The organism is Paraburkholderia sp. RAU6.4a (assembly GCF_050435625.1).
Classification (GTDB): Bacteria; Pseudomonadota; Gammaproteobacteria; order Burkholderiales; family Burkholderiaceae; genus Paraburkholderia; species Paraburkholderia tuberum.
On record NZ_JBNDKQ010000002.1, the window covers coordinates 1,442,824 to 1,462,132 of the forward strand.

Below are 19,309 nucleotides of genomic sequence, written 5' to 3' on the forward strand. Positions count from 1 at the left end.
CTGCGGGCCGCCATATCAAGCAGCCGGCTGCGCCTTTTGCGCTTCCTTCACGAGACGTTCGACGGTCGGCGACAGTTGCGCGCCAACACCTTGCCAGTACGTCAGGCGATCCTGAGCGATACGCAGGGACTCGCCCTTCGTAGCGACCGGGTTGTAGAAACCGACGCGCTCGATGAAGCGGCCGTCACGACGGCTGCGCGAGTCGGTGGCGACGATGTTGTAGAACGGGCGCTTCTTGGAGCCGCCGCGAGCCAAGCGGATGATGACCATACTAGAATCCTTGAAAACCGGGGTTCGGAACGACTGAAACACGCGATTATAGCGGGAAACCGACGCCATAACAAACACTTACCGGGATAAACTGCGGAACCGGGCTGCACCCACCTTCTACAAGAGGTGCGAGAACCCGCTCAAACGCCCGAATTACCTGAAGGAGCGCCTGTGCAACGCCAGCCGAAACTCCCGTTTCCGTTCGCCTTTTGTGCCTTTTTCGTACGCTTTGCTGGACTTTCGCGCACCTCGTGCAGCCGGATTCTACGTGCGGTAGCGGCCGCGGTTATCGCCGCGCAGGCGTTGACGGCAATCGCCGCGCTGCCCATCGAGAAAATCAAGCTGCCGCCGGGCTTTCACATCGAAGTGTTGTCGGACGAGGTGCCGAGCGCGCGCGCGATGACGTTGTCGCCCAAGGGCATTCTCTACGTGGGCAGCGACGATGGCCATGTGTATGCGCTCGAGCTGCGGAACGGCCGCGTGACGGGTCACCACGTGATCGCGTCCGGGCTGCAGATGCCCGCCGGCGTCGCGTGGCGCGACGGCGCGCTGTATGTGTCGGCCGTGTCGAAAATCGTGCGCTTTGATGCGATCGACTCGCACCTGAACGATCCGCCGAAACCGGTCGTTGTCACCGACAAGCTGCCGACGGACACGCATCACGGCTGGAAATTCATCGCGTTCGGCCCGGATGGCAAGCTGTACGTGCCGCAAGGCGCGCCGTGCAACATTTGCCAGAGAGATCCGGACCGCTTTGCGATGATTGGCCGCATGAACCCGGACGGCAGCCACTACGAGGTCGTCGCGCGCGGCATCCGCAATTCGGTCGGCTTCGCGTGGCATCCGGTCACCCACGAACTGTGGTTCACCGACAACGGTCGCGACCTGCTCGGCGACGATATTCCGAGCGACAAGCTCAACCGCGCGCCGCATGTCGGCATGAACTTCGGCTTTCCGTACTGTCACGGCGGCGACACGCCCGACCCCGAGTTCGGTAAGGATCATCCGTGCAGCGAATTCACGCCGCCAGTGGTCAAGCTTGGCGCGCACGTGGCGGCGCTTGGCATGCGCTTCTACGACGGCCCGATGTTTCCAGCCGACTACCGCAACAATATCTTCATCGCCGAGCACGGCTCGTGGAACCGCAGCAAGAAGGTCGGCTACCGCGTCGTGCGCGTGATCACCGACCCTGACGGCAGCCACGCACGCCAGCAGGTCTTTGCCGAAGGCTGGCTGCAACCCGGCGAATCGGTCTGGGGCCGCCCCGCCGACGTGTTGCCGCTGCCAGACGGTTCGCTACTGATCAGCGACGATACCGCCGGCGCAATCTATCGCATCACGTATTCAGCGCCGTAACGCGCGGATGCACGCATGCCCGGCTGAACTCACCCTGAGCCAGGTCCGGCGCATCTCGCCGCCCCGCTTTCAGCCTGGGCGATCGTCCTCCACGTGACCACCCGCGCGCTGCAGGCGTAGAATGCGCGTCGGTCCGCGCCCCCGCGGCGCGCCGCTCCTTTCGACCGCCCGTCACTCTGCCCACGCGTTCATGCCCACCGCTGCCTCGACTTCCCCGCGCTTCAGATCCAAGACGCTCACCGCCGCGTTGGCGTTCCTGTTCGGCAGCCTCGGCGCCCACCGCTTCTATCTGTACGGCACCCGAGACATCTACGGCTGGGCGCATCTACTCGGCACGCTGATCGGCATTCCCGGCGTGATGCTGCTGGTCGCGACCGAGCGCGCGTCGATCCTGGGCTGGGTGCTCGCGCCGTTCGGCGCGGTTTCGCTGTTTGCCGCGTTTCTGGCGGCGCTCGTCTACGGGCTGCGTCCTGATCAGAAATGGGATGCGCAATTCAACACCCACACGCAACGCAAAAGCCGCTCCGGCTGGACGGTCATTTTCGTCGTGATCTTTTCGCTGCTGATCGGTGCGTTTCTGCTGATGACCGGTCTCGCGCTCGCGTTCCAGACCTACTTCGAAAGTCAGGTCGAAGCGGCCAAAGCGATTTCGCAGTAATGCCCCGTGGCGGGACCCGCAGACGTTCCTGCGCGCTAGAAAAGCCTCAGTTGCGGATTGTCGCGCGCCGGTGCGCTCACCTGCTCGGCGCGCGGCGGCTCGATCCGGCGGAAATGCGACATGTCGAGAATGCCGCGGTCGCGCCCGTTCAACCCTAACCGGCGCACGGCCTTGTGAAAGCGCTGCCTGAGCAGATCCGCCCATAAGCCCTCTCCCTTCATGCGGGTCGAGAACGAAGAATCGTAATCCTTGCCGCCTCGCATGTCGCGCACACGGCTCATCACGCGCTCGGCCCGATCCGGGAAATGTGCGCCCAGCCAATCCTTGAACAGCGGCGCGACCTCCCACGGCAGCCGCAGCACGATATAGCTCGCATTGCTGGCGCCCGCTTCGGCGCATGCTTCGAGCACGCGCTCCATATCCGGTTCGGTGACGAACGGGATCACCGGCGCGATGCTGACGCCGACCGGAATGCCCGCCTCGCTGAGCGTACGGATCGTGCGCAGCCGGCGCGACGGCGTGGCCGCGCGCGGTTCGAGCGTGCGCGCGATGTCGGCGTCCAGCGTGGTGATGGTGATCGCCGCCATGAATTGCCCGCGCCCGGCCATCGGCGCAAGCAGGTCGATGTCGCGCTCGATCAGCGATGATTTGGTGATCGCCGCGAACGGGTGGTTGCGCTCGTTGAGCACCTCGACCACACGACGCGTAAGACGCAAGTCACGTTCGGCCGGCTGCCATGCATCGGTGGCGACGCCGAGCGCGATCGGCTCGGGTACATAGGATTTCTTCGACAGTTCCCGCTCGAGCAGTTCGGGCGCGTTGATCTTCGCGTAGATGCGGCTTTCGAAATCGAGCCCGGGCGACAAGCCCAGGTAGCTGTGCGTGGGCCGCGCGAAGCAATAGATGCAGCCGTGTTCGCAGCCCCGGTAAGGATTCAGCGACACATTGAACGGAATGTCCGGCGACGCATTGCGTGTGAGGATGGTTTTTGCGCGCTCCTCGAACACCTGCGTGCGCAGGACCTTCGGCTCCCCGTCTTCGTCGGCCGTCTGCCAGCCGTCGTGGACGGCTTCGCGCCGGTCGACTTCGTAGCGGCCTTGCAGGTTCGTGACCGCGCCGCGCCCCTTGCGAGGCGCCGGCGGCGCGATCGGAAATTCGGGAATGTCAGGGGTGTCGGGGTCATCCACGGCGGGCCACGCAAAGCAAACGCAAACAGGAAGCGCCAAAGGAAAGCGGCGCAAAACACCTGTATAAATATACAGTATTTACGCCGTTTGTCGAGCACTTCGTTGGTCGCTTGATGCGCGTCCAACCCCGTCAGTGAACCGGCACCTACTCGCCCACCGCGATCGTCAGCGTCTCCTTGATTTCCTCCATCACCACATAGCTCTTCGACTGCACCGCGCCCGGCAGTTGCAGCAGGATATCGCCGAGCAACTTCCGGTAATCGGCCATTTCGCCGATGCGCGCCTTGATCAGATAGTCGAAATCGCCCGACACGAGGTGGCACTCGAGCACCTCGGGGATCTTCTGCACCTCGCGCCGGAACAGATCGAACATGTTGCCACTCTTGTGATCGAGCGTGATCTCGACGAACACGAGCAGCGCCGCGCCCAGCTCGGCCGGGTTCACGCGGGCGTAGTAGCCGGTGATCACGCCGTCGCGCTCCATCCGCTTGACGCGCTCGATGCACGGCGTCACCGACAGACCGACCTGCTCCGCCAGGTCCTTCATCGCCATACGACCGTCCTGCTGCAGGAGCCGCAGGATCTTGTGATCGAGCTTGTCGAGAGCCCGCACGGGCTGGCGCTGGGTACGCATGGTGTTTTTTCTAAAAATGATGAAAATACGATAACAAAACCTGTCTCACTGTTAATAGTATAGCGGTTAACACTGGGCAAACGGCATTTCACCTCACATTGCAGCTCGCCGAATCGAATCAGATCGAACCTCCGACGAGCGCCTTGCCCTCACTCAATTTTTGGATATCTGGAGCAGCTATGCGAGTCGTCGTTTTGGGCAGTGGCGTCGTCGGCGTGACGAGCGCGTATTACCTCGCGCGCGCCGGTCACGAAGTGACCGTTATCGATCGCGAAGCCGGCCCTGCGCTCGAAACCAGTTTCGCCAACGCGGGCCAGATCTCGCCGGGCTACGCTTCGCCGTGGGCCGCCCCGGGCGTGCCGCTGAAGGCCGTCAAGTGGATGTTCCAGAAGCACGCGCCGCTAGCGATTCGCGTCGACGGCACCGCGTTCCAACTGCAATGGATGTGGCAGATGCTGCAGAACTGCACGGCGCCGCGCTATGCGGTGAACAAGGGCCGTATGGTGCGGCTGGCCGAATACAGCCGCGACTGCCTGCAGGCGTTGCGCGCCGACACCGGCATCGAGTACGAAGGCCGCACCGGCGGCACGCTGCAGGTATTTCGCACGCAACAGCAGTTCGACGGCGCCGCGAAAGACATCGCCGTGCTGCAGGAAGCCAACGTGCCATACGAGCTGCTGACGGCCGACGAACTCGCCAAGGCCGAACCAGCCCTCGCCGCGGTGTCGCACAAGCTCGCCGGCGGCCTGCGCCTGCCCGGCGACGAAACCGGCGACTGCCAGATGTTCACGACGCGCCTCGCGGCGCTCGCCGAGGAACTGGGCGTCAAGTTCCGCTACAACACGTCGATCGACGCGCTCGCGATGGCGGGCGGCCGCATCGCCGGCGTGCAGTGCGGCAGCGAACTCGTGCGCGCGGATTCGTTCGTGGTCGCGCTGGGCTCGTATTCGACGCGCTTCCTCGATGGCATAGTGAAGCTTCCGGTCTATCCGCTGAAGGGCTATTCGATCACTGCGCCGATCGTCGACGCGGCTGCCGCGCCGGTGTCGACCGTGCTCGATGAGACCTACAAGATCGCGATCACGCGCTTCGATGACCGGATTCGCGTCGGCGGGATGGCCGAGATCGTCGGCTTCGACAAATCGCTGCGCCAGGCGCGCCGCGAGACGCTCGAGCTTTCTGTGAATGACCTGTTCCCGGGCGGCGGCGACACGTCGAAGGCGACGTTCTGGAGCGGTCTGCGGCCGATGACGCCGGACGGCACGCCGATCGTCGGCCGCACGCCGGTTCCGAACCTGTTCCTGAACACCGGCCACGGCACGCTTGGCTGGACGATGTCGTGCGGCTCGGGCCAACTGCTCGCAGACTTGATGTCGGGCAAGCAGCCCGCGATTCGCGCGGACGATCTGTCGGTGCATCGCTATCTCGGCGAGACCGCGGGCGAGCATCGGCCGGCGTATGCGTGAGTTTGAGTGCGTGCGCTGACGCGGCCCTGGCGGCGGCGCAGGCCGCAACAAACAGCAGCCGGACAAACAAACGGCGCCTCGCGGGGCGCCGTTTGCATTTCAATGTGCTGCCGCGATCGCGGCCGGCATCGAGGCATGCTCAGAACTGGTCTTCCGACAAAGCCAGCACGCCCTCGCCCCCCTTCGCGCTGACGATCGCCACTTCGAGCGCCGCCGCCTGCGGCAGCATATGCTCGGCGTAGAACCGCGCGGTCGCGATCTTCGCGTCATGAAACGCTCGGTCCTCGTCGCGCTTCGTCGCCGCGGCAAGCTGCGCACGCGCCATCTGCCAGCCGCCCAGCACGATGCCCGCGAGCTTCAGATACGGCACGCTGCCCGCGAACACCGCATTCGGATCGCCCTTCGCATTGGCGACGACGAAATCGACGACTGCGCCCAGCGCGCGCTGGCCCTGCGCGAGCTGTGTGCGCATCGATGCGAACGCCGCGCCCTGCTGCGCACCAAGCGCTTCAACCGTTTCGGCGACGCCAGCGAGCAGTTCCTTCGCGACCTTGCCGCCGTCGCGCAGCGTCTTGCGACCGATCAGGTCGTTGGCCTGGATCGCGGTCGTGCCTTCGTAAATCGGTAGAATGCGCGCGTCGCGGTAGTACTGGGCAGCGCCGGTTTCCTCGATGAAGCCCATGCCGCCATGCACCTGCACGCCGAGGCTCGTCACGTCGATCGACAGCTCCGTGCTCCAGCCCTTCACGATCGGCACGAGGTATTCGTAGATCGCCTGATGCTTCGCGCGCGTCGCATCGTCCGGATGACGATGCGCGATATCGCAGTGCGAGGCCGCGACGTAGGCGAGCGCGCGCGACGCCTCGGTGAGGCTGCGCATCGTCGACAGCATGCGGCGCACGTCCGGGTGCTGGATGATCGCGACCGACTGCTTCGCGGAGCCGTCCACGGGACGGCTCTGCACGCGCTCTTTCGCATACGCGACCGCCTTCTGATATGCGCGATCCGAGATCGCGACACCTTGCATGCCGACCGCGAAACGGGCGGCGTTCATCATGATGAACATGTATTCGAGGCCACGATTCTCTTCGCCGATCAGCTGACCGAGCGCGCCGCCGTGATCGCCGAACTGCAGCACCGCGGTCGGGCTCGCCTTGATGCCGAGCTTGTGCTCGATCGACACGCAATGCACGTCGTTGCGCTCACCGAGCGAACCGTCTTCGTTGACGAGAAACTTCGGCACAAGAAACAGCGAAATGCCTTTCACGCCATCGGGCGCGTTCGGCGTACGTGCGAGCACCAGATGCACGATGTTCTTCGCCATGTCGTGCTCGCCCCACGTGATGAAAATCTTCGTGCCGAACAGCTTGAACGAACCGTCGCCCTGCGGCTCGGCGCCCGTGCGTACGAGCGCGAGATCGGAGCCGGCCTGCGGTTCGGTCAGGTTCATCGTACCGGTCCATTCGCCGGAAATCAGCTTGGGCACATAGGTCTGTTTTTGCGCTTCGCTGCCAGCGGTTAGCAGCGCTTCGATGGCGCCGTCGGTCAGCAACGGACACAGTGCAAAAGAGAGGTTCGACGCGTTGAGCATTTCGATGCAAGGCGTCGCGATCAGCTTCGGCAGGCCCTGGCCTTCGTAGTCGAGCGGATGTTGCACGCCCTGCCAACCGCCTTCGGCAAACTGGCGGAAGGCTTCCCTGAAACCCGGCGTCGCAGTGACGACTCCATCCTTCCAGCTGCTCGGATTGCGATCGCCGTCGACGTTCAGCGGCGCGAGCACTTCACCGCATAGTTTCGCCGACTCGTCGAGCACGGCCCGCGCGGTGTCGAGGTTCGCGTCCTCGAAGCCGGGCAGCTTCGCGATGTCTTCGAGTCCGGCCAGTTCTTTCATCACGAACAGCATGTCCTTGATGGGCGCCGTATAGCTCATTTCGGTTCTCCTCCCTTGATATGAAAAAAGGGCGCGGGACTTGGTCGGTCCTGCGCCCTTCGCTTGCTTTCGGCGGCCTCTTTCAGGCGCCGCGGCGCTTAGCCGAGTTCGCTCACGAGTTCCGGCACGAGGGTGAACAGATCGCCAACCAGGCCGTAATCGGCCACGCTGAAAATCGGCGCTTCTTCGTCCTTGTTGATCGCGACGATGACTTTCGAGTCCTTCATGCCGGCGAGGTGCTGGATCGCCCCCGAGATGCCGACCGCGACGTACAGTTGCGGCGCGACGATCTTGCCGGTCTGACCGACCTGATAATCGTTCGGCACGAACCCCGCGTCGACCGCCGCACGCGATGCGCCCAGTGCCGCGCCGAGCTTGTCGGCCAGCGGTTCCAGCACCTTCATGTAGTTCTCGCCATTGCCCAGACCACGGCCACCCGACACGATGATCTTCGCGCTCGTCAGTTCCGGACGATCGAGCTTCGTCACTTCGCGGCTCACGAACTGCGAGAGGCCTGCGTCGGCTGCCGCTTCGATCCTCTCGACCGCTGCGCTGCCGCCTTCGGCCGCGACGGCATCAAAACCGGTTGAGCGCACGGTGATGACCTTGATCGGATCAGCCGATTGCACGATCGCGATTGCGTTGCCCGCGTAGATAGGACGCTCGAACGTGTCGGCGCTATCCACTGCCGTGATGTCGCTGATCTGCGCGACGTCGAGCTTCGCGGCGATACGCGGCGCGATGTTCTTGCCGTAGGCGGTAGCCGGCGCGAGGATGTGCGTGTAGTGCTTCGCCGCATCTTGCACAAGCGTCAGCACCGTCGCTTCGACGTTTTCCGCGAGGCCTGCGGCCAGTTGCGGCGCATCGGCGAGCAGCACCTTGCTGACACCAGCGATCTTCGCGGCCGCATCGGCCGCGCCCTGCGCGTTATGTCCCGCGACCAGCACGTGAATATCACCGCCGATCTTCTGTGCCGCTGCGATCGTGTTCAGCGTCGCGGCCTTGATCGACGCATTGTCGTGTTCTGCAATTACCAGGTTCGTCATTTCTCGGGTCTCCTCACAGCACCTTCGCTTCGGTCTTCAGCTTCTCGACCAGCGTCTTCACGTCCGGCACCTTCACACCGGCGGAACGCTTCGGCGGCTCGGCGACTTTCAGCGTCTTCAGACGCGGCGTGACATCGACGCCGAGGTCTTCGGGCTTGAGCGTTTCCAGCGGCTTTTTCTTCGCCTTCATGATGTTCGGCAGCGTTACGTAACGCGGCTCGTTCAGGCGCAGATCGGTCGTGACCACGGCCGGCAGCGTCAGCGACAGTGTTTCCGCGCCGCCGTCCACTTCACGCGACACCGTCGCCTTGCCGTCCGCCACGACAAGCTTCGACGCGAACGTCGCCTGCGGCAGATTCGCGAGCGCGGCGAGCATCTGGCCGGTCTGGTTGGAGTCGTCGTCGATGGCCTGCTTGCCGAGGATCACCAGTTGCGGCTGCTCCCTGTCGACGAGCGCCTTGAGCAGCTTCGCGACGGCGAGCGGCTGCAGGTCTTCGTTCGATTCGATCAGGATCGCGCGATCCGCGCCGATGGCGAGCGCGGTGCGCAGCGTTTCCTGCGCCTGCGCAACACCGGCCGACACGGCGATCACTTCGGTCGCGACGCCCGCTTCCTTCAGACGCACCGCTTCTTCAACCGCGATTTCGTCGAACGGGTTCATCGACATTTTCACGTTCGCGATATCGACGCCCGTACCGTCCGATTTCACGCGGACCTTCACGTTGTAGTCGACCACTCTTTTCACTGGCACCAGAATTTTCATGCACACGCTCCAAAGTTACGAATACGTCAACCCGATGAACATTATAGCGACTGCCCTCATGACAGCCGTGTCGCGGGCGCTTTGCGGGAGGATATCGCTCCTCAGCGGCGTAACGGCAATATCGAACGATCGTTCTATTTTAATCTCCAAAAAACCCGGGAGACAACCCCGGGTTCCGACTCAGACCTCTAATTTCGCATTGCCGTCGTGTTCTGCGAGGTCCGCGGGCGTTGCATCACCAGGAGGTGATTACCGAGCCGCCGAATTTGCTGTCGACGAACTGCTTCACTTCCGGCGAGTGGTACGCCGCGACGAGCTTCGCGACCCACGGCTTGTTCTTGTCCGCTTCGCGAATCGCGATCACGTTCACGTAGGGACCTTTCCGGTCCTCGATCGCGATAGCGTCCTGCGTTGGCTTGAGGCCCGCTTCCATCGCGAAGTTGGTGTTGATCGCGGCGGCATCGACATCGCCCAGCGAACGCGGAATCTGCGCCGCGTCAAGCTCGACGATCTTTAGTTTCTTCGGATTGTCGACGATGTCGAGCGGCGTCGCCTTCAGGCCCGCCTCGGCGCGCAGCTTCAGCAAGCCCTGCTTCTGCAGCAACAGCAGCGCGCGGCCGCCGTTGGTCGGGTCGTTCGGCACGGCGATCTTCGCGCCCGGCTGCAGTTCGGCGAGCGACTTCACCTTCTTCGAGTAGATACCCATCGGGTACGTGACCGTATCGGCGATACGGATCAGCTTGTAGCCGCGATCCTTCACCTGCGCCTGCAGGTACGGGTCGTGCTGGTAGCTGTTCGCGTCCAGATCGCCGCCCGCGAGCGCCGCGTTCGGCTGCACGTAGTCGGAGAATTCGACGATCCTGATGTTCAGGCCGTTCTTCGCCGCGACCATCTTCACGACGTCCATGATCTGCGCGTGCGGGCCGCCGGTGACACCAACCTTGATCGTGTCTTCGGCATGCGCCGCGGTGGTGGCGAAGAGCGTTGCCGCGCCGAATGCGGCGGCCAGCTTGAGAATGAAGCGACGTTGCATGATCGACCTTTTCCGAATCTTTATTAGCGGGCTTCCGAACGCCCTTGTTTATTTGTGGCTCAGACGACGCACGAGCCAATCCCCAAACGACTGCACCAGTTGCACGAACACGATCAGTATCAGCACGACCGCGAGCATCACTTCTGGCAGGAAGCGCTGATAGCCGTAGCGGATGCCGAGGTCGCCAAGACCGCCGCCGCCGATCGCGCCGGCCATCGCCGAATAGCCGACCAGCGACACGAACGTGATCGTCAACCCGGCGACCACTCCCGGCAGCGATTCCGGCAACAGCACCTTGAAGACGATCTGGCTGGTGGTCGCGCCCATCGCCTGGGCCGCCTCGATGAGCCCGCGATCGACCTCGCGCAGCGCCGTTTCGACCAGACGCGCGATGAACGGCGCCGCAGCGATCGTCAGCGGCACGATCGCGGCCGCGGTGCCGATTGACGAACCGACGACCAGTCGCGTAAACGGAATCACCGCGACCAGCAGGATGATGAACGGCGTCGAGCGCACCGCGTTGACGATCACGCCCATCACGCGATTCAACGCGACGTTTTCGAGCACGCCCTGGCGGTTGGTCAAATACAGCAGCACGCCGAGCGGCACGCCGACCACAGCGCCAATCAGTCCGGAGATGCCCACCATGATGAGCGTCTCCCAGAACGACTGGACGAACATATCGAACATTTCACTCAACATGCGAGAGCTCCTCCACAACGACACCCTGCTCGCGCAGAAACGTGATCGCCTGCGCGACCTTGGCCGGATCGCCGCCCGCGAGTACCGCGAGCGAGCCGAATGCCTGCCCCTGGATTTCGTCGATCTGGCCGTGCAGGATGTTGAAGTCGAGCTCGTAGCGGCGAATCGTCTCCGACAGGATCGGCTGATCGACGCCCGAACCGGTGAACGCGAGGCGCAGCAGATGGCCGCTGCCGGTCTTCAACCGCTGCGCGACGCGCGCCTTCATGGCGGGCGGCAGCTCCTGCGCGATCACGTCGCCGATCAGCGCGCGCGTGACTTCGTGGTGCGGCTGCAGGAACACGTCGATCACCTTGCCCTCTTCGACGACGCGGCCCGCGTCGAGCACCGCGACGCGATCGCAGACCTGCTTGATCACGTCCATCTGGTGAGTGATCAGCACGATCGTCAGGTTCAGTTCGCGGTTGATGCGCTTGAGCAGATCGAGGATCGCGCGGGTGGTTTCGGGGTCGAGCGCGGAGGTCGCCTCGTCCGACAGCAGCACCTTCGGCTTGCTCGCGAGCGCGCGCGCGATGCCCACGCGCTGCTTCTGCCCGCCGCTGATCTGCGCCGGATAGCGGTCCTTCTGCGCCGACAGACCGACGAGCTCGAGCAGCGGCAGCACGTTCGCCTCGATCTCGTCGCGCTTCAGGCCGGCCAGTTCGAGCGGCAGCGCGACGTTCTCGTACACGGTGCGCGACGACAACAGATTGAAGTGCTGGAAGATCATGCCGATCTCGCGACGCGCGTCGCGCAGTTGCGCGGCGGGCAGCGTCGTCAGATCGCGGCCGTTGACGAGGATGTTGCCCTCGGATGGGCGCGTCAGCAGGTTGATCGTGCGCACGAGCGTGCTCTTGCCCGCGCCGCTGCGGCCGATGATGCCGAACACCTCGCCCGCCGGAATCGTCAGATTGACGTTGTGCAGCGCCTCGACCCACCCCCGGGGCCCGGCAAACCGCTGGGAAACATTGCGTATTTCGATCATGGACAAACGAAAACGGCGGAGGCTGCCGGCGAGCATGGTGCTCCCGACAAGCGGCCGCCGTTTCTTTTATTGGGATTTGAGGTCGTCATTCTACCGCAGCGACGACATGCCCTTTAATAATCAATTTCGATCTTTTCATAACCTGCGGGCATTAGAGCCGCACCTTATGCACGAAGCTCACGCGCTTCGCGCCGCGACGACTATGATCGAGCCACCCTTCCTCAGCACAGGCCGCCGCCATGCAGACTTCTCCGAGCCACACCGTGCGCGCGAGCGCCGGCAGTCTCAATAAAGATGTGCCGCAGCGCGGGTCGGTGACGACCGGCGATGGCATCGAGTTGCCGCTGTATCGCTGGCGGCCGAACGGTCCCATACGCGCGACGGTCGCGCTGCTGCACGGCCTCGCCGAACACGCCGGCCGTTACGCCGCCGTTGCGGGCCGGCTCAACGCGGCGGGCATCGAGCTCGTCGCGATCGATCTGCGCGGCCACGGCCACGCGCCCGGCAAGCGCGCCTATGTGAAACGCTTCGACGACTACCTGCTCGATGCGCAGGCGCTGCTCGACGCCGCCGCGCAAAGCTGTGCGCCGTTATTCCTGATGGGTCACAGCATGGGTGGCGCGGTGGCGGCGCTGTATGCGATAGAGCGCCTCGACGCGAGCGGGCGGCGCCTCGCCGGCCTGATCCTGTCGAGCCCCGCGCTCGCGCCGGGCCGCGACGTGCCGAAGTGGATGCTCGCGCTAAGCCAGGTGATCAGCCGCGTCTACCCAACCTTCCCGGCGATGAAGATCGACCCTGCGCTGCTCTCGCGCCTTCAGCCGGTGGTCAAAGCCAACCTCAACGATCCGCTCGTGCATCACGACGCGATTCCGGCGCGCACGGGCGCCGAGCTGCTGCTCGCGATGGCGCGCATCGAACGCGGACGCGCGAGGCTGCGCATGCCGCTGCTCGTGTTTCATGGCACCGACGACAAAGTGACCGAGCCCGACGGCAGCCGCGCATTCGGCGAGCACGCGGGCTCGCCGGACAAGACGCTCACGCTGCACGAGGGTAGCTACCACGAGACGATGAACGACCTCGATCGCGATCGGGTGATCGAGGCGTTGGTCGAGTGGATCGAAAGGCGGGCGGTGGGACCGAGTTGACAAGACGCGGCGCTTGCTGGCCGTCGACTAGCGCTTCCACTCCGGCGCGCGTTTGTCGATGAAAGCCTGCACGCCTTCGAGCGCCGAGTCGTCCATCATGTTGCAGGCCATCGTCTGCCCCGCGAGCTGGTACGCGGCTTCGATACCCATTTCGAGCTGCCGGTAGAACAGGCCCTTGCCCGCGCTGACAGCTTCGACCGGCTTCGCGCAGATGCTCGCGGCGAGCCGCGCGACTTCGTCGTCGAGCGCATCGGCTGGGGCGACGCGGTTCACGAGCCCCTGCTTGCGCGCTTCGGCGGCGTCGATGAAATCGCCGGTCAGCAGCATTTCGAGCGCGGCCTTGCGCGACAGGTTGCGCGACAGCGGCACCGACGGTGTCGCGCAGAACAATCCGAGGTTCACGCCCGATACGGCGAAGCGCGCGGTATCGGCGGCGACCGCGAGATCGCACATTGCGACCAGCTGGCAGCCGGCGGCGGTCGCGATGCCATGCACGCGCGCGATCACCGGCTGCGGCATGCGCTGGATCGTCAGCATCAGCTTCGTGCAGCGCGCGAACAGTTGCTGGTAATAAACAAGCGATGGCGCCGCGCGCATTTCCTTCAGGTCGTGCCCCGCGCAGAACGCGCGGCCAGCGCCGGCGATCACGACCACGCGGGCATCGGTCTTCGCGATCCCGGTCAGCGTCTGCTGCAGTCCGTCGAGCAACGCTTCGGACAGCGCGTTGAACGCATCGGGCCGGTTCATCGTCACGCGCACGACGCCCGCTACGCGATATGCGTCGTGTTCGATCGTGACCAGCGACGCGTCGCCGGTGCTGGCGGGACTGGCGTTCATGGCTCGCTCCTCGGTACGTGAATGTCGATTTTCGCTCACTGGCTTTCGAGCCACTGTCGCCGCGTGCAGTCGGGCAACCTCAGATCTCCGCCAGCGACCGCACGTGCGCGACCACGCTGCGCCCGAGCGCCGACAGGTTGTAGCCGCCCTCGAGACAACTGACGATGCGCCCACGCGCATAACGCCGCGCGATCTCGCGCATCTGGTCGGTGATCCACGCGTAATCGTCTTCGACGAGGCCCATGTTGCCGAGGTCGTCCTCGCGATGCGCGTCGAAGCCGGCCGAGATGAACAGCATCTCCGGCCTGAATTCGTGCAGGCGCGGCAACCACAGCATATCGACCGCTTCGCGCACGGCCATGCCGTTCGAACGCGCCGGCATCGGCACGTTGCACATGTTGGACGCCTGGTTGTCGGCGCCCGTGAACGGATAGAACGGATGCTGGAAGATACTGCACATCAGCACGCGCGGGTCGCCCGAGAACGCGGCCTCTGTGCCGTTGCCGTGATGCACGTCGAAGTCGATGATGGCGACGCGCGCGAGACCATGCACGTCGAGCGCGTGGCGCGCGGCGATCGCGATGTTGTTGAAAAAGCAGAAGCCCATCGCACGCGCCGGCTCCGCGTGATGGCCCGGCGGCCGCACGCTGCAGAACGCGTTGTCGTAGCGGCCTTCGATCACCGCGTCGGTGGCGGCGACCGCCGCGCCCGCCGCGCGCAACGCGGCCTGCCACGTGTGCGGATTCATCGTCGTGTCGGGATCGATCTCGGCGACGCCCTCGACGGGCGAGCGACCGCGGATGTAGTCGACGTGCGCCTGCGTGTGCACTCGCAGCAGCGCGGCCTCGTCGACGAGCGGCGGCGATTCGCGCTCGATCAGCGCGTCGATGCGGCTTGCGATCAGTTGATCCTCGATCGCCTGCAGGCGCGCGGGACACTCGGGGTGCCACTGCCCCATGTCGTGCAGCAGACAGTCGGGGTGGGAATAGAAGCCTGTTGCCATAGTTCGTGTTGTGCGTCTCTTCTACGGCGCGACGCATGAACTGCGCGCGCGGCGTGTCTCCGTCGAGCGGCGCGCGCCCCCGCGCGCCTCCATCCGTCAAGTTACCACACGACGCCGCTGTCGCCGATTCAGCACGGTTTTGCGGGAGTCGTCGGATATACTTCCCCGACCCGTTATTCGCCGTTTCGTTCCTGCAGCTTTCCGACTGCTTCCAGCCTTTCACGCATCGCGCTCACTGCTCACCATGACCGTCAAGCTTGCTCTGTCCGCAGGATCCCCACGCAACCGTCTTCGCCTCGGCACCCTCGCCGCCTCACTGATCGTCGCATCGTGCATGTTCATCGCAGCAAGTCCCGCGAGCGCGCAAAACGCCACAAGGAAAGCACCGGTGCAACTCGCGCAGAGCCAGCCGCAGCAGCCGGTACCGCAAGGACAGACGTTCGAGGAAGAGATCATTCCGCAGCGCTATGCGCACAACGCGAACGTCGATGCGTTCATCAACGAGATGGTCGCGCGCTACGATTTCGACGAAGCGTCGCTGCACGCGCTGTTCACCGGCGTCAGCTACTCGGCGACCGCGGTGAAGCTGGTCACCCCGTCACCGACGCCGTCGGTCAAGAACTGGCGCTCGTATCAGGCGCGCTTCCTCGACCCGGTGCGCGTCAATGCCGGCGTGCAGTTCTGGCGCGAGAACCGGGCCACGCTGCAGCGCGCGTATCAGGAGTTCGGCGTGCCGCCGGAGATGATCGTCGGCATCATCGGCGTCGAGACGATCTACGGTCGCTACATGGGTAATTTCCGCGTGCTCGATGCGCTGACCACGCTGAGCTTCGATTATCCGAACACCGCGAATCGCGCGGACCGCCAGGCGACCTTCCGCAAGAATCTCGAAGACTACCTGGTGTGGACGCGCGACGCGCAGATCGACCCGAACACGGTGCTCGGCTCGTACACCGGCGCGATCGGCATTCCGCAGTTCCTGCCGAGCAGCATCGTCCAATACGCGGTCGACTACGAAGGCGACAAGCGCATCGATCTGCGCACGAGCGATGCGGATGCGATCGGCAGCGTCGCGAATTATCTGCGCCAGAACGGCTGGGAAAGCGGGCGGCCGGTGGTATGGCGAATCGGCTCGGACGCGGGCAGCCTCGGTGTCGCGCAGGCCGCGGCCAATGGGCAGCCGGAGCCGCACTGGCCGCTCGACCAGTTGCTGCGTGCCGGCCTCGTGCTGAACGAGCCGAACGTCGACATTGCTTCCGAAGCGGGCACCCCCGTCACGGTGGTCGATCTGCCGACACCGGGACGCGGCACCGAGTTCGTGCTCGGCCTGAAGAATTTCTACGTGCTCACGCGCTACAACCGCAGCTTCTTCTATGCGCTCGCGGTGTATCAACTGGGTCAGAAGGTCAAGGCGCAGATGCAAGCGATCGACGCGGCGAATGCCGCAAAAGCGGCCAACAACGGCAGCGCGTCGCAAGGCCAGGCGGATCAGTCGAACTCTGATTCGCAGTGAGTCACGCCGCGAGTCGCCGCGGGCGCCTCGCGTTGAAAGACGCAAAAAAAGCGCCGGCTCGACCGGCGCTTTTCATTAGCTCGTGTGCCCGCGAAGGCGCCCAGCGACCCGCTTACGCTGGAAATACCCCCGTGGACAGATAACGGTCGCCGCGATCGCAGACGATGAACACGATCGTCGCGTTCTCGACCTGACGCGCGATGCGTAGCGCGACTTCGCACGCGCCGCCCGACGAAATGCCCGCGAAGATGCCTTCGACCGACGCCAGGCGGCGCGCCATCGCCTCGGCCGCGGATTGGCTGACGTTCTCCACGCGGTCGACGCGGCTGCGGTCGAAGATTTTCGGCAGATACGCTTCCGGCCATTTGCGAATACCCGGAATACGCGAGCCCTCTTCCGGCTGCGCGCCGATGATTTCGATCTGCTGGTTCTGCATTTTCAGATACGTCGACACGCCCATGATCGTGCCGGTCGTGCCCATCGACGACACGAAGTGCGTGATGCGCCCTTCCGTGTCGCGCCAGATTTCCGGGCCCGTGCCTTCGATGTGCGAGGCCGGATTGTCCGGGTTCGCGAACTGATCGAGGATGATGCCCTTGCCTTCGCGCTGCATCTGCTCGGCGAGATCGCGCGCGTACTCCATGCCGCCTTTGACAGGCGTCAGGATGATTTCCGCGCCGTAAGCGGCCATGCTCTGGCGGCGCTCGACCGACAGATCTTCCGGCATGATCAGCACCATCTTGTAGCCGCGGACTGCGGCGGCCATCGCGAGCGCAATGCCGGTGTTGCCGCTCGTCGATTCGATCAGCGTGTCGCCCGGCTTGATGCGTCCGCGCGCTTCGGCCTTCTTGATCATGGACAACGCCGGCCGGTCTTTCACCGACCCCGCAGGATTGTTGCCCTCGAGCTTCGCGAGGATCACATTGTTGCGGCTACGGATCTCGTCGTCGGGAAGCCGGACGAGTTGTACGAGCGGCGTATTGCCGACCGTGTCTTCAATCGTTTGGTATGCCATATGGGGTCTAGCGATCGATGCGCGAAAGAGTGTCTTCAATCCATCGATTCTAAACCACGATCTCCGGCCGCTGCCCTGCAGCCCTTCTGCCCGCATGGATGCATGGTGTTGCTACGCAAAAAAAAAGCCCGCGGCTGCGAGCCGCGGGAACACGTGTGTACCAATCGATGCAATGGAACGTTCGCGAACCCTGCGCGCCGCAAGCCGCTCGTCAGCATGGCACGCGCAAGGCTCGCGGCCGCTTACTTCTTCACCGCCACTGCGGCGGCGCCCTTCTGCGTGGCGGCGGACGCGGCCGTAGCGGCCGGCTCCTTGCCCGCCGCAGCTGCCGCAACCTGCGTGCTAGCAGCCGCGCCAGCCGGTCCGACAGCGAGACCCTCCGCCTGCAGGCGCTCGATGGTGTGCCCGCCCATGCCCTTGACGCGCTTGCCGAAATCCGCCGCGTCCTTGAACGGGCCGTGCGCATTACGTTCCTCGACAATCGCTTTGGCTTTTGCCGGACCGATGCCCTTGATGCCGCGCAGCGCGTCTTCGTTAGCCGTGTTGACGTCGACCGCCGCATATGCGTGGCCGAAAGCGGCGAGCATCGCCGCGGTAACCAGTACTTTTCGAAACATATTGGAATCTCCCTGTTGCCACTGGCCGGCGACCATCACCGGCCAGGAGATTCCAGTTTAAAGAGGATGACGTATGAATCACACCTGGCCGAACAGCCAACGCACGTAACGATCGACACCTTCCTGCACGCTCAGAAACGGCTCGTCGTAGCCGGCCGTGCGCAGTTTCGACTGATCGGCCTGCGTGAAGCACTGGTACTTGCCGCGCAGCGCGTCGGGGAACGGAATGTATTCGATCAGCCCGCGTTGCACCTGATCCGCGAGCGACAGCGCCGGCTCGTTGTTCAGCGCGCGCAGCGTGTTGACCACGGTGCTCGCGATATCGTTGAACGGCTGCGCGCGGCCGGTGCCGAGATTGAAAATGCCTGACTTCTCCGGATGATCGAAGAAGAACAGGTTGACCTTGACGACGTCTTCGACCGAGATGAAATCGCGCGTCTGCTCGCCGGCCGCATAGCCGTTGTACTCGCCGAACAGCTTGACCTTGCCCTCGGCGCGGAACTGGTTGAAGTTGTGAAACGCGACCGACGCCATGCGCGCCTTGTGCGTTTCGCGCGGACCGTAGACGTTGAAATAACGGAAGCCCACGATCTGGCTCTTCGCGGTGGGCAGCACGCGGCGAATCACCTGATCGAACAGGAACTTCGAATAGCCGTACACGTTCAGCGGCTGCTCGACCTCGCGCTCCTCGACGAAGCGGCTCGAGCCGCCATACGTCGCCGCCGACGACGCGTACAGGAACTGGACGTTCTGCGCGAGGCAGATGTCCAGCACGTCGCGGCTATAGCGGTAGTTGTTGTCCATCATGTAGCGGCCGTCGGTTTCCATCGTGTCCGAGCAGGCGCCTTCGTGGAATATCGCGCGCACCTTGCCGAAGTCGCCGCGCCTGAAGCGCTCGACGAATTCGGTTTTGTCGAGATAGTCGTCGATTTCGCAGTCGACCAGATTCCTGAACTTGTCCGCACGCGTGAGGTTATCGACGGCGATGACGCGCTGTTCGCCGCGCTCGTTGAGCGCCTTCACGAGATTGCTGCCGATAAAACCGGCCGCGCCGGTGACGATGACGGTCATGGTGATCCTGCGGTAGTGAGCTTCGTTCAGTCAACGCCG

At 64.2% G+C, this 19,309-nt stretch carries 19 protein-coding genes; 5 read left to right on the forward strand and 14 right to left on the reverse strand.

The genetic code is table 11. The features are described 5' to 3' along the window. Positions 1–15: 15 nt before the first annotated feature. A complete protein-coding gene (rpsP, locus tag OKW40_RS11345; protein WP_013090118.1) occupies positions 16–270 on the reverse strand; it encodes a 30S ribosomal protein S16 in 255 nt (84 codons plus the stop codon). Positions 271–531: 261 nt separating this feature from the next. Here rpsP and OKW40_RS11350 point away from each other — a divergent pair, with 261 nt between their 5' ends. Together OKW40_RS11350 and OKW40_RS11355 are read left to right on the forward strand one after the other, a co-directional pair. Next, positions 532–1,626: a PQQ-dependent sugar dehydrogenase gene (locus OKW40_RS11350; RefSeq protein ID WP_429357139.1), complete on the forward strand. Its 1,095-nt coding sequence runs from the start codon at positions 532–534 to the stop codon at positions 1,624–1,626. A 190-nt stretch (positions 1,627–1,816) separates the two neighbouring features. After that, positions 1,817–2,284, forward strand: coding sequence for an NINE protein (locus tag OKW40_RS11355; RefSeq protein ID WP_187612412.1), 468 nt, complete (start codon positions 1,817–1,819; stop codon positions 2,282–2,284). A gap of 35 nt (positions 2,285–2,319) precedes the next feature. Here the strand turns inward: OKW40_RS11355 and OKW40_RS11360 are convergent, their stop codons facing one another. Both OKW40_RS11360 and OKW40_RS11365 read right to left on the reverse strand, forming a co-directional pair. Further along, positions 2,320–3,471, reverse strand: a complete 1,152-nt coding sequence (locus OKW40_RS11360) for a PA0069 family radical SAM protein (RefSeq protein ID WP_429489741.1) — start codon at positions 3,469–3,471, stop codon at positions 2,320–2,322. Between the two features lie 145 nt (positions 3,472–3,616). Next, positions 3,617–4,105, reverse strand: coding sequence for an Lrp/AsnC ligand binding domain-containing protein (locus OKW40_RS11365; protein ID WP_090801287.1), 489 nt, complete (start codon positions 4,103–4,105; stop codon positions 3,617–3,619). A 179-nt stretch (positions 4,106–4,284) separates the two neighbouring features. Here OKW40_RS11365 and OKW40_RS11370 point away from each other — a divergent pair, with 179 nt between their 5' ends. Beyond that, entirely contained in the window at positions 4,285–5,571 is a 1,287-nt protein-coding gene (locus OKW40_RS11370) for a D-amino acid dehydrogenase (protein WP_429489743.1), read from the forward strand. 139 nt (positions 5,572–5,710) lie between these two features. Here OKW40_RS11370 and OKW40_RS11375 read toward each other — a convergent pair whose 3' ends face one another. From OKW40_RS11375 to OKW40_RS11400, 6 genes are all read right to left on the reverse strand, one after another. Further along, entirely contained in the window at positions 5,711–7,501 is a 1,791-nt protein-coding gene (locus tag OKW40_RS11375) for an acyl-CoA dehydrogenase (RefSeq protein WP_429489745.1), read from the reverse strand. 98 nt (positions 7,502–7,599) lie between these two features. Next, positions 7,600–8,547 carry an electron transfer flavoprotein subunit alpha/FixB family protein gene (locus tag OKW40_RS11380; protein WP_429489747.1) on the reverse strand — a complete coding sequence of 316 codons (948 nt, stop codon included), beginning with the start codon at positions 8,545–8,547 and terminating at the stop codon, positions 7,600–7,602. 13 nt (positions 8,548–8,560) lie between these two features. Then, a complete protein-coding gene (locus OKW40_RS11385; protein ID WP_184061355.1) occupies positions 8,561–9,310 on the reverse strand; it encodes an electron transfer flavoprotein subunit beta/FixA family protein in 750 nt (249 codons plus the stop codon). Positions 9,311–9,545: 235 nt separating this feature from the next. Next, entirely contained in the window at positions 9,546–10,343 is a 798-nt protein-coding gene (locus OKW40_RS11390) for a MetQ/NlpA family ABC transporter substrate-binding protein (RefSeq protein ID WP_429404853.1), read from the reverse strand. Positions 10,344–10,391: 48 nt separating this feature from the next. Next, positions 10,392–11,045, reverse strand: coding sequence for a methionine ABC transporter permease (locus OKW40_RS11395; protein ID WP_184061353.1), 654 nt, complete (start codon positions 11,043–11,045; stop codon positions 10,392–10,394). Beyond that, a complete protein-coding gene (locus tag OKW40_RS11400) occupies positions 11,035–12,069 on the reverse strand; it encodes a methionine ABC transporter ATP-binding protein (RefSeq protein WP_090801299.1) in 1,035 nt (344 codons plus the stop codon). The genes OKW40_RS11395 and OKW40_RS11400 overlap by 11 nt, the downstream gene beginning before the upstream one ends. Positions 12,070–12,308: 239 nt before the next feature. On the opposite strand from OKW40_RS11400, the gene OKW40_RS11405 reads away from it, so the two are divergent. Continuing rightward, positions 12,309–13,214 carry an alpha/beta hydrolase gene (locus tag OKW40_RS11405; protein WP_187617116.1) on the forward strand — a complete coding sequence of 302 codons (906 nt, stop codon included), beginning with the start codon at positions 12,309–12,311 and terminating at the stop codon, positions 13,212–13,214. A gap of 27 nt (positions 13,215–13,241) precedes the next feature. Here the strand turns inward: OKW40_RS11405 and OKW40_RS11410 are convergent, their stop codons facing one another. Together OKW40_RS11410 and OKW40_RS11415 are read right to left on the reverse strand one after the other, a co-directional pair. After that, positions 13,242–14,051, reverse strand: a complete 810-nt coding sequence (locus OKW40_RS11410; protein WP_429489748.1) for an enoyl-CoA hydratase — start codon at positions 14,049–14,051, stop codon at positions 13,242–13,244. 79 nt (positions 14,052–14,130) lie between these two features. Then, the gene (locus OKW40_RS11415; protein ID WP_090801305.1) at positions 14,131–15,054 is read right to left on the reverse strand and encodes a histone deacetylase family protein; all 924 of its coding nucleotides are present in this window, start codon (positions 15,052–15,054) and stop codon (positions 14,131–14,133) included. 334 nt (positions 15,055–15,388) lie between these two features. Here OKW40_RS11415 and mltB point away from each other — a divergent pair, with 334 nt between their 5' ends. Then, positions 15,389–16,567, forward strand: coding sequence for a lytic murein transglycosylase B (mltB, locus tag OKW40_RS11420; RefSeq protein WP_429489750.1), 1,179 nt, complete (start codon positions 15,389–15,391; stop codon positions 16,565–16,567). A 112-nt stretch (positions 16,568–16,679) separates the two neighbouring features. On the opposite strand, the gene cysM is transcribed toward mltB, so the two are convergent. From cysM to rfaD, 3 genes are all read right to left on the reverse strand, one after another. Next, entirely contained in the window at positions 16,680–17,582 is a 903-nt protein-coding gene (gene cysM, locus OKW40_RS11425) for a cysteine synthase CysM (protein ID WP_429489752.1), read from the reverse strand. Positions 17,583–17,824: 242 nt separating this feature from the next. Beyond that, entirely contained in the window at positions 17,825–18,199 is a 375-nt protein-coding gene (locus tag OKW40_RS11430) for a ComEA family DNA-binding protein (protein ID WP_090805416.1), read from the reverse strand. Positions 18,200–18,277: 78 nt separating this feature from the next. Continuing rightward, a complete protein-coding gene (gene rfaD, locus OKW40_RS11435; protein WP_429489754.1) occupies positions 18,278–19,270 on the reverse strand; it encodes an ADP-glyceromanno-heptose 6-epimerase in 993 nt (330 codons plus the stop codon). Positions 19,271–19,309: the final 39 nt, after the last annotated feature.